The sequence below is a fragment of the Dokdonia sp. R78006 genome (genome assembly GCF_042466145.1).
Taxonomy (GTDB): Bacteria; Bacteroidota; Bacteroidia; order Flavobacteriales; family Flavobacteriaceae; genus Dokdonia.
The window spans coordinates 3296622-3308158 of the sequence record NZ_JAXHBU010000001.1 but is presented as its reverse complement, the minus strand read 5'-3'; the positions used below and the strand labels follow the sequence as shown (position 1 = coordinate 3308158).

Annotated in this window: 9 protein-coding genes; 1 reads left to right on the top strand and 8 read right to left on the bottom strand. The window is 38.3% G+C overall.

Going from position 1 to position 11537, the window contains the following annotated elements:
- Positions 1–23: 23 nt before the first annotated feature.
- The 8 genes from SJY37_RS14645 to SJY37_RS14610 form a co-directional block, all read right to left on the bottom strand.
- Positions 24–2558, bottom strand: coding sequence for a PIG-L family deacetylase (locus tag SJY37_RS14645; protein ID WP_298327340.1), 2535 nt, complete (start codon positions 2556–2558; stop codon positions 24–26).
- A gap of 78 nt (positions 2559–2636) precedes the next feature.
- Positions 2637–3200, bottom strand: coding sequence for a mechanosensitive ion channel domain-containing protein (locus tag SJY37_RS14640; protein ID WP_013751779.1), 564 nt, complete (start codon positions 3198–3200; stop codon positions 2637–2639).
- A 3-nt stretch (positions 3201–3203) separates the two neighbouring features.
- Entirely contained in the window at positions 3204–4310 is a 1107-nt protein-coding gene (gene corA, locus SJY37_RS14635) for a magnesium/cobalt transporter CorA (protein ID WP_298327345.1), read from the bottom strand.
- Positions 4310–5266 (bottom strand): septum formation inhibitor Maf, encoded by a 957-nt coding sequence (locus tag SJY37_RS14630; RefSeq protein ID WP_298327348.1) that lies wholly within the window; start codon positions 5264–5266, stop codon positions 4310–4312. The genes corA and SJY37_RS14630 overlap by 1 nt, the downstream gene beginning before the upstream one ends.
- Before the next feature lie 33 nt (positions 5267–5299).
- Positions 5300–5887, bottom strand: coding sequence for a Maf-like protein (locus SJY37_RS14625; protein WP_298327351.1), 588 nt, complete (start codon positions 5885–5887; stop codon positions 5300–5302).
- Positions 5880–6800 (bottom strand): geranylgeranylglycerol-phosphate geranylgeranyltransferase, encoded by a 921-nt coding sequence (locus SJY37_RS14620; protein ID WP_379953296.1) that lies wholly within the window; start codon positions 6798–6800, stop codon positions 5880–5882. The genes SJY37_RS14625 and SJY37_RS14620 overlap by 8 nt, the downstream gene beginning before the upstream one ends.
- A 10-nt stretch (positions 6801–6810) precedes the next feature.
- Positions 6811–7338 carry an HAD family hydrolase gene (locus tag SJY37_RS14615; protein WP_298327357.1) on the bottom strand — a complete coding sequence of 176 codons (528 nt, stop codon included), beginning with the start codon at positions 7336–7338 and terminating at the stop codon, positions 6811–6813.
- Positions 7322–8089 carry a Rossmann-like and DUF2520 domain-containing protein gene (locus tag SJY37_RS14610; RefSeq protein ID WP_298327360.1) on the bottom strand — a complete coding sequence of 256 codons (768 nt, stop codon included), beginning with the start codon at positions 8087–8089 and terminating at the stop codon, positions 7322–7324. The genes SJY37_RS14615 and SJY37_RS14610 overlap by 17 nt, the downstream gene beginning before the upstream one ends.
- Positions 8090–8205: 116 nt before the next feature.
- On the opposite strand from SJY37_RS14610, the gene ccsA reads away from it, so the two are divergent.
- Complete coding sequence (gene ccsA / locus SJY37_RS14605) at positions 8206–11508, top strand: cytochrome c biogenesis protein CcsA (RefSeq protein WP_379953295.1); 3303 nt, start codon at positions 8206–8208, stop codon at positions 11506–11508.
- Positions 11509–11537: the final 29 nt, after the last annotated feature.

The following is an 11537-nucleotide window of genomic DNA, read 5'->3' as shown; positions in this document are numbered from 1 at the left end:
CCATGGGTATTTGGATACATTTTTCATTGCTTTATCTCGCTCTTTTCTTGCTTTCCTATACTCAGCATATTTGCAAATAATTTATAAGCTCCAGATACTCCTGCTGGTAGTTCTCTAAAAAAACTTAACCCTGTATAAATGTAGTGCCCGTCACCATATGGAGCGACTAGCAGGCTACCGTCTTTTGCCGTTTCTCCTTTATCATTCATAGAGAGAATAGGAGTATAGGCATCATCCCACTTGTTTGGAAAATAAAGGCCACGTTCTTGCGTCCAGCCTTCAAAATCCTTTTGAGTAAGCTTGTTTGGGAAATTCATGATAGGATGATTTTCGGCAAGGATTCTCACTTCGCTATTCTCATCGGTTACACGGTCTCTACTAAGTTGCATCTCATAAGGAGCTCCTATTTTTGTATCACCCCAGCGACCCGAAGTATTGTACTGCGCGATAAGTGTACCACCAGATTTTACATAATCGAGTAGGAGTGGCTGCTTTGCTTGCATCTCATCCACTACATTATAAGCTCGTATGCCTACCACCACTGCGTCAAATTGTGCAAGCAGTTCTGGTGTGATAGTGCTAGGTTCTATAATAGCTACTTGGTAGCCTATCTGCGTGAGATTATCTGGGACTGCATCTCCAGCACCTTGAATGTACCCTATGTAATCCCCTTTACGCTCGATATCAAGTCGTACAATTTTTGCTTTGTTAGGCAAGAAAAGTGACTGCAGCGGGATGTGTGCATAATCTATTGTTACAAGCTCCTTGGTGTACGTTTTATTTCCGGCGGTCACTACGGGAGTGAGATCTCCTTCGCTATCAGTGCTAGGAGGTGTTACTGAGAATATAACTTTTTGTTCTGCACCTTTTAATGCAATAGATATGTTTACACTTTTTGGTGTGATTGTCCATCCACTAGGAGCAGTGAGAGATACGCTTCCGCTAAAATTATCCTGATGCGCTGTTACCGTTACGGGAATTTTTTTTGATTCCGCTTTCGCGAAAATTATAACCTTCGAGTCTAGCTTTGATGAAACTGCTGGTACTATTTCAAAAGGTTCATACACTTCGCCCTTAACGCGATCATTGTATTTAAAAACAATTGGTTTTTCAATCGAAATAGGTACGCCAGCAATCGTGAGGTCAAACTTCACCTTGTTTTGTTGTGGAGTTTCTGGCTTTCCTATCATGGTAGGATCGTCTACACGGTACATTCCTAAAGTTCCTTCTTCACGTAACCAGTATGCAGAAGTATCTTTAAAAGAATCATCTATGGTAACCGTTGCTTCTATAGAAAGTGAATTGTTGTTAGCTAGCGGTGTGTCGCTAGCTAGTTGTTGATTGCTTGATGTAACAACTGCGCTGTTAAGCATTACAGACTGCATACTTCTGTTTATCGCTTCAAGTTTTAAGGTTACTTCGCTCCCTAGAGTTGCATAACCAGTATTTGCAGCTGCTTCTAGATAAATACCTGCGCAGGCAGTGATGATATCTTGTAGTTCTTTAGATTTAATAGCTTTCCAGTGAGCATCATCTAATTGTTGCACAAGTGCATATGCTTTAGCTAGCTGAGGAATACTTTTTTCTGGAGCAGTAAAATCATAGTCTGTAACGACCTGATCTAATATTGTTTTAATGGCTTTACCTCCCTTTACACGTGTCCAAGTTGTGTTGATTCCTTGAAAAACGTCGTTATTAGTTGGCATTTCACCACGTAATAATTCAAAATAGGTGTCTTCGCTACCACGGCTTCCCGTATTTCCAAAACCTTGAGACTTGTGCTGACTTCTACTTAGCGAAGAGATTTCTGTATTAGAAAGCCCGAGGCTAGGGTAGTAGGTTCCTACGTCTACTTGAACCAATTTAGATTTATCTGCCTCATCAAATTTTTCTTTGCTTCCGTAGAACCACCATGAAGTATTAAAAAATTGTCTACTCGGCTTCCAGGTGTCTGTGTATTCTAACTGCTCTTTATATTTTGAGGTGTCACCTGCTAAGTCAAACGCTTCTACAGATAGCATTGCGCTTGAAGTATGATGACCGTGTGTGCTTCCTGGTGTTCTGTGATTAAAACGGTTAATAATTACATCAGGCTTAAATGTTCGTATTGCCCAGACCACATCTCCAAGTACTTCTTCCTTATTCCAGATTGCAAGTGTTTCATCTGGATGTTTTGAATATCCAAAATCATTTGCTCTTGTAAAGCGCTGTTCTCCACCATCTGTTGCTCTTGCAGCTAGTAGCTCATTTGTGCGTATCACGCCAAGTAATTCACGTAATTCTGGACCTATGATGTTCTGACCACCATCACCTCTCGTTAACGATAAATAGGCAGTTCTAGCCTTAACTGTGTTTGCAAAATAGGAGATAGCCGTAGTATTCTCGTCATCGGGGTGTGCAGCTACGTAGAGTACTGAGCCTAGAAAGTTGAGTTTTTGAAGGTCTTGGTATATTTCGCTAGCTGTTGGTTTAACAGGTTGAACGGTAATACCTTGAGCATATATTTTCGCGAAAGCGAAGACAAATAAAAAGGCTAAAATCACATAGGATTTACGCATAATAATGAGGAGTTTGATACTTCTCAAATATACCGATTATGAAAGGTAGCCTAAGTCCTTTAAGGTTTCTTTAACAATCTACACCGCTTTATTAAAGGGATCATCCTCGTCCATTTGTTGATTTTGCTCTAAGATATTTGTAGAGATTCCCTCCTCTACAAGTGTGATTCCTTTTTGAAGAATTAAACTGTTAGGGTAGGTGTGTAGTCCGCCATCAGAGGTACGCAGATTCGTGTGAAAAGCCTTGATGTCTTCTATAATCGCGATGATAGGGAAGTCTTTGTCGTGAATTTTAATACGGTCGCCTATTTTATAAGGGAGCGTAAAAAATATGATTACTCCAGAGGTAAGATTACTTAGTACTGACCACTGCGCAAAAAAAGCAACACCTATAATAGCAAAGACAGAGCTAGCAATGACTCCAATATCCTTTATTTTAATTCCCCAAATGAGTATACTTATAATAAACGCAATTATTAATAACACTGCATCTACGTATTTCATAATAAGATTTGCACGCTTCTTTACTTTGTTTTTGCGCTCCGAAAAACGACGTACAAAATAAGAAGTGATGATGCGTAAAACGATAAGAATCCCTAGCGTTACAGCACTATGTATGATTTCAGGTCTAAATAATTCCATAGCTTACAACCATTTTTTACGCTTAAAATAAACAAGAGAGGCAACAAAAATAACAATCATGGCTCCCCAGAAATAATAATAACCATCCTTGATAGCTAGTTCTGGTATATGCTCAAAATTCATCCCATAAATTCCTGCAAGAAAGGTCATAGGTATAAAAATGGTAGCGATGATGGTAAGCACCTTCATCACTTCATTCATACGGTTTGCAATGTTTGTTGAGTTCATATCCATTAACCCAGCAATGGTATCTCGGTATACCTCTACGGTCTCAATAACTTGGATTGTGTGATCATATAAGTCTCTTACAAATACCTGTGTTTTCTTAAGAACAAGGTGATTTTCTACTTTTTCGAGCTTGTTTACTACCTCTCTGAGAGGAAATATAGATCGTCTTACTTGTATCACCTCTTTTTTGAGAGTTTGAATTTCTTGAGAGTAATTTTGAGAGTTGTCTGTATAAATTTTATCTTCAAGCTCTTCAATTTTGTTACTCAGTTGCTCGATGATAATAAAGTAATGGTCAATCACGGCATCCATGATTGCATAGGTAAGGTAGTCTGCTCCATTCGAGCGTACTCTTCCTTTTGCATGCCTTATGCGTTCACGCACTCCGTCAAAAACGTCACCATCATATTCTTGTAAACATATCAGATACGTCTTACCTAAAATTAAACTTATGTGCTCAACATTAAGCTGATTTTGATCATCATAGTAGAGCATTTTAAAAACGATAAATAAGTGGTCGCTATACTCATCTAATTTAGGTCGCTGGCTAGTGTTTGCAACGTCTTCCATTACTAATGGGTGCAATTTATAACGCTCTGCAATTTGTGTAAGAGCAACAGTATCACTTAAACCATTTATATTAATCCAAGTAACCGTTTTCTCGTCAGTATCTTTGTGATATTCTTCCAGTCGGGCAAGCGTTTCCTCATCCAGATAATCGTCGTTGTAATCAAAGACGTCAATACTTACAGCCTTTTGCGCTTTATTACCTGTGTAGATTACATGACCAGGAGCGTGAGAGAGTTTCTCTTTCACGGTCTCCCTAGTAATATTATTTCTCACTAAAGCGTTTACTTTACTTTTAATTTTTTTTCTAATCATTATAAGCCAAGTTCTGTGCGTATTGCTTCGTCTTCTTTAGTTTTTTTACCCCAGTAGGCACTTCTGATTGTTTTCATCTTTGTAGCCGTTGTGGTCATTTTCTCTCCGCCACGACCGTCTGGATAGGTCTCCTCCCAACCTTCAATCTGGAGTGGGAAATCACTAGAAAAGTTTATTGTAAGTGTTCTGTCTAATGATGGATAATTAAGTGTGTATGAAGTTGCTGTTAAGCTTCCCGTAACATTATAAGCTTTTATAGGAGTATGCGTCATCGCAGCATACGAAACGTCTGGAATACTTGTAAAATTCCCCGTAGGTAATAAGGTAGGATCGATGCGCAATAATGCCCACAATTCATTTTCTAATACTGCTTTGTCTAAAGTATATTCCTCATCTGCTCTGCTTTCAAAATAAGAGTGAATCTGCACCTCAAATTGATCTCTGTTATTGAGTTGTGTGTACGTATTACCACACCATTCTTGCATACTTTGTGAGACCTTAATAGCGTGCAACTCCTCATTTACTGGTAAAAATGTACTACTCATAATGGAATACGGATAAATGCCCGTCACAAAATTTTTAGTAGCATTTAACTTGATAATAGGGATATTATTGTTGTCTTGGTTATCTGCTTTTACTTGTTTTTCTGGCAAAAAATCTTCAGTTACAAAAATAAGTGCTGCTGTTCCTTCCCTTAACTCGCCATAACGAGCTTGCTGCAACTCGTAGCTGGTGATTTCGGCAGTTCCAGCATACCAGTAATCTTTCCACTCTTGTGAGATGGAACGCTGTGCTATTGGTGGCGTATTATTGCTTGTTATATTGTCCGCTTTCGCGAAAGCAGTATCATTTTTATCATTGTTCTTACATCCAAAAATCATAGCAACAACGACTAAAGCGCTACCTATTAAGAATGTACTTCGATATGCTTGATGTTGTTTTGTGGATATAGACATGATATAAATTTTAATATTAAAATTACAGAAATACTATGAGTCTGCGAGCAGCATTAACGTTTCATAAACTTTATGAAGCGGCATGCCCATGACATTGAAGTAAGATCCCTCTATGCTGGTCACTGCGATGTAGCCAAACCATTCTTGAATACCGTAACCACCTGCCTTATCATACGGCTGGAAGTTGTCTATATAATAGTCTATTTCTTCTTCGGTGAGGTCTTTAAAAGTCACTTTTGTTGTGTCATTAATGACCGTTTGTGCAGTAGCAGTAGTAAATGCGACAGATGTTATTACCTCGTGTGTGCTGCCTGAAAGAGCAGATATCATGGCATAGGCTTCATCGCGGTCTTCAGGTTTATTTAAAGCAACTCCGTTAAACCAAACAATGGTATCACTAGTAACAAGAATATCTTGTGCTTTAAGATTTGAAAACGCAGAAGCTTTGAGTCTAGCAAGGTGATCTGTGATTTCTGCTCCTTCAAGCTCTTCTGGAAAAATCTCATCTACAGGTTTAATATCTATAGTAAAATTGAGTCCTAATTCTTTAAAAAAATCTTGACGCCTAGGAGATCCTGAGGCAAGTATGAGGTTGAAATTTTTAAGTTTTTCTTTAAGCATAGCGTTCTATAATTAGTATAAGTGGAAAAAGGAGAATGCCTAAAAGCATTAAACCTTTAAGTAGTCTAGCGATTAATTTATAGTCTAATGTTTTTTCTGCGTTCCAGCATTGGGAGGCAATATATCCTAGTGGGATTATTGTAAAGATAAATAGTACGATAGTGATAGGTAGCGACCCATCTGCAAATATAAAGGTGAATAATGCACTATTAAACAACGACCCTAGTGCAATGAGAGCGCATAATAGCATCGTACGTTTACTGCCAATTATTATAGGTAAGGTGCGATACTCCATGGCATAATCCCCATTTATGTCTTGTACGTCTTTTACAAGTTCTCGCAGTACGTTAATCATAAAAGCAAGTACCACAACAAAAGTAAATAGAGTATGACCTTCTTTTGTGAGCATGTGTTCTACTCCAGAAAGCTCAAGAGCTCTGGCTTCAAATAACCATATAATGACGAGCGAAAAAGCAACCAAACCACTAGTTACAACGTTTCCCAGTATAGGGATTCTTTGCAAGTATGAGTTATATGCATAGAGCGCTACGCTCACTCCTATAAACAGTGTAGCATATGCCCAATGTTCTAAAATAAATGCACTGTAAATCCCTAAAGTAATTCCTATGCTCCATAGTGAGATAAAGTAAGTGTAGGAATTACGTAGCGATATGTTATCAACTACATAAATCTCATTAGGCTTGTTGATACGATCTGCTTTAATATCAACTATGTCATTATGAATATATCCCGCAGCCGCTATACAAAGTGTAGCGAGAGATAGTGTCGCAAACTCTAAAAAAGATAGCTCAGTACCAACATCTCTCAAATAACTTAAAGACAGCTTTAAAATAAGCTGAGCTATAAAAATCATAAACAGATTAAAAGGTCTTATGATTTTTAAGTATGCCACAAGTCTATTTTTAGTGTGCCGAAGCATCCATTTCTTTCATCCAGTTGTTTTGCACTTTAAGCACTTGCTCAATTACATCACGCACACAGCCGTGACCACCTTTTTTGTGAGAAATATAGCTAGATATTTCTTTGATTTCTTTTACGGCATCTTGAGGACAACAAGGTAATCCTACTTTTTTCATCACCGGAAAATCAGGAATGTCATCGCCCATGTATAGGATGTTTTCTAGGCGTATATTTTTCTTATCTATATACGCTTGTAGGTGTTCCATTTTAAGGTGTGCGCCTAGTGCAATATCTTCTATGCCCAGTTTTTGAAGTCTAGAGCGTACTCCTTCGTCAGTCCCACCGCTTATGATACATAGGTTGTATCCCGCTTCTAGCGCAGCTTTCATAGCATAGCCATCTTTTACATTCATGGTGCGATGCATATGCCCATTTGATGTAATGTGCAATGATCCATCCGTAAGTACTCCATCTACGTCAAAAATAAATGTCGTAATCTGGTGTAGGTATTCTTTATAACTCTTTTCCATAGAAATGTGTAATCGCTTTAGTTATGTTTTTGTAAACGGCTGTATGATCAGGATCAGTAAGCAATTTAATTTGTTGGTCTATGACCTGTTTATCATCACGTTTTGCAGGACCTGTCTGACTATTTCTAGGTCCTTGTTGTAACGCTTTTTCGGTAGTTTTCTGTATGAGTGGATACAAGGTGTCAAAAGGAACTCCGTGTACATCACAAAGTTCTTGAGCAATGGTGTAACAGTGATTTGTAAAATTATTTGCAAATACTGCAGCAAGGTGCAACTGCCTGCGTTGTTCACTATTTATTACTTGTACATTATTTGATATAATCGCTGCTAAGGTCTTTAAGGTTTTTTCATCTTTTTGATCAGCGGCTTCTATGAGAATAGGAATCTCGGTAAAGTCTATCGATGTGTCTTCTTTAGAAAAACTTTGCAGCGGATAAAAAACTCCTTTGTTATGCTTTCGCGAAAGCGTACTCATCGCAGTAAATCCAGAAGTATGGACGACCAGTGAGTTATCAAAGGGAATCTGCTCAGAGATGCTTTCAATGGCATCATCACTTACAGCAATAATGGTGACATCGGCAGGCTTAAGTTGGTCTATAGTAACGATTTCTCGAGCTATATTGTTAAAGTTTTCGAGCTTTTCAAGAGATCGACCTGCAACCTGCATAAGTATAGCTTGATTTTGAGAGCCTAATGCCTTTGCAAGATGCCAAGCCACATTACCAGTACCGACGATATTTACTTCAATCATAGGTACAAAAATAGGCTTTTTTAGATGTGCTCAGCTTTCATTTTTTATGAAGCGTCTCTCTAAGGTTTTTCGAGCCTCGTAGGTTATCTTTGCCCTCGGTAAAATTGGCCTATATTATGCAAAAGAAAATCGCCTCTATTTTATTCTCCACAAGACTGATGGGGATATTGTTTATAGCTTACTTTGTCGCAATGGCAGTAGGTACCTTTTTAGATCAAGGGCAAGAAACTTCTCCTACACCTTACTCCAGATATTGGATTTATGATGCATGGTGGTTTACACTAATCCACATCATGTTTGTGATCAACTTTATAGGTAATGTTTTCCGCTATAAATTATTACGTAAAGAGAAGATAACCACCCTTATTTTTCACGCCTCTTTTATCATTATTTTAATAGGAGCTGGTATCACAAAATATATAAGTTACGAGGGAGTAATGGTTATAGAAGAAGGTGAATCTGAAAATACATTTTTAAGTGAGAAAACATATCTGGATGTATTTCTAGATGGTGAGCGTGATGGAGAGCCTATGCGTCGCCCATTAAAAAAGGAATTGTCTCTGTCTCCACGTCTTGATAACGATTTCTCATGGACAGAACGTTTTAATCATAGCGCTACAGATGGCAGTGATTACACAGATGTTTCTTTCAATTTTAATAAGTTTATTGATGGTGCAGAAGATGGTTTTGTAGAAGATGAAAACGGACTTTGGCATCTTAAGATTGTAGAAACTGGTACAGATAATCAGCGTCATGAGCATTTTCTAGTAGAAGGGGAACTAGTAAATATTCACAATGTGTTGTATGCTTTTAATAAGCCTACAGACGGAGCAATTAATATAGGTTTTGATGGAGAAAACTATACGTTTTCATCACCATTTGCCGGCGATGTAACCGTGATGGCAACTCAAGCCAAAAGCGAAGTTCCAGAAGCTGTAGAGCAACCACTTAAATTAAGAGCATTATATAACTTAGGAGGAAAGCTCTTAGTGATTCCAGAACCTGCAATACGTGGACGCACAGGTATTGTTGCAAAGGAAGTAGCAGAGAAGAACCAAGAAGATGCATTATTTGTAGATGTGACTGTAAATGGCGAGACTAAAACTGTAGGATTGTTAGGAGGGAAAGGTTATAGTAATGACAAGAAGAAGGTTGAAGTGGGGGGCCTTACGGCTTACCTTTCTTATGGAAGTGAGGCAATGCCTTTACCATTTGCAATAAAACTCAATGATTTTATTGCAGAGCGTTACCCTGGAACAGAGAATAGCTATGCATCTTTTGAAAGTAAAGTGACTGTAGAAGATGGAGATGAGAACTTTGATTATGATATTTATATGAATCACGTACTAGATCACAAAGGCTTCCGCTTTTTTCAAGCAAGCTTTTTACCAGATGAGAGTGGAACTATTCTTTCTGTAAGTCACGATTTTTGGGGTACTTGGGTTACATATATTGGGTACTTCTTATTGTATTTAGGGATGATGTTGATTTTATTTGACAAGGGATCTCGTTTTGGCGAACTCAAAAAGCGATTAGGTAAAATCAAGATCAAAAAAGCAAAACTAGCTGCAGTGTTGTTGTTTTTCGCTTTCGCGAAAGCGGGATACGCACAAGAAGATTTATCTAACAAAGCACCAGAAGTCTCAAACGGAAATGTCGAGGTGCGCGACACGATTGCTACCAGCGGTGAGAATATTGAGGATATATTAGGCTTAGACGGTCACAGTGAGGTAACGCACCAGCAAACGATGCCTACGCAGGAGGAAATTAAGAAACTTATTGTTGAGAATGCAGTACCACTAGAGCATGCCCAAAAGTTTGGGAAACTAGTGATACAAGAAGATGGAGGGCGTATGATGCCAGTAAATACATTTTCTAGTATGCTGCTTCGTAAGTTGAGTAGAAGCGATACTTATGAAGGTCTTACAGCAGATCAAGTGATGCTTTCCATGATTGAGAATCCGCAGATATGGACATTTACAGAGCTTATCTATCTCAAAAAGGGTAACGACAGCTTACGTAATATAGTAGGAGTACCATCAGACAGAAAGTACTTTAAACAGATGGACTTCTTTACTCCAGATTTTAAATACAAGTTGAGTCCATTCCTCGCAGATGCATATTCTGAAATTAACCAGACCAAAATAGCTAAGGAACTAACAGAAATGGATCAGCGTCTAGGATTACTAGATAGAACACTAGTAAAGGAGATTTTAAAGATTTTCCCGAAACCAAACGATCCAAATAATAAGTGGATATCACCTATAGAAGTCAAAGATGCAGCATACAGAGCAACCGACTCAGTAATTGCAAATCAAATATTTCCTGCTTACTTATTGAGCTTACAAAAAGGAAGACAGTCTGGAGACTACTCAGATGCAGATAAAGTGCTTGCTGGTATAGAGAAATTCCAGCGTACGCATAGTAATGACATCATGCCTTCTAAAGAGAAGATAGATGCAGAGGTTTATTATAATGAACATGATGTATTTACAAAGCTATACTGGATGTATATGCTTGCAGCTGTGTTCATGATGATTTTTGTGATTGCTGCTATTTTCAACCCAAGTAAGTTTATTACGTTTATGGGTAAACTAGGAGCGGCAATTATCATAGTGCTATTTATAGTTCATACAGGAGGTCTTATATGGCGTTGGTATATTTCAGGTCACGCACCATGGAGTGACGCTTATGAGTCTGTACTGTATGTGGGATGGGCAACAGTATTCTTTGGTCTAGCCTTTGGAAAAGATAGTATGCTTACCATAGCCAGTACTGCTTTTGTGGGAGCATTTATTTTGTGGGCAGCTTCGTTAAACTGGATGAACCCAGAGATTGCTAATTTACAGGCGGTATTAAATAGTTACTGGCTTATGATTCACACGGCGGTAATTGTAGCGAGTTATGGTCCGTTTATACTTGGTGCTATTTTAGGTATCGTCTCTCTATTTTTAATGATTTTTACCACAGAGAAGAATAAAGAAAGAATGGATCTCAGTATCAAAGAGATTACCATTATTAATGAGCTTGCACTTACAGTAGGTATGGTTTTACTTGCTATAGGTACCTTTTTAGGTGGGCAATGGGCAAATGAGAGCTGGGGACGTTACTGGGGTTGGGATCCTAAAGAAACTTGGGCGCTTATCTCACTTATCGTATACGCCTTTGTCATACACATGAGACTTATACCAGGATTAAGAGGAAGATGGATTTTTAACTTCTCATCTATTATCGCACTTGGAAGTATTCTCTTTACATGGTGGGGAGTAAATTATTACTTATCTGGACTTCACGCTTACCAAAGTGGAGGCGACATCGCAACCCAAAAGATATTTATCACTGTTGGTGTGCTAGCTGTCTTAGGTTTGTTCTCTTACAGAAAATATAGAAAGTTCTACGTCAATAAAAGTAAAGCATAGAAGACTACAGAGCATTAAATGTATTTTAC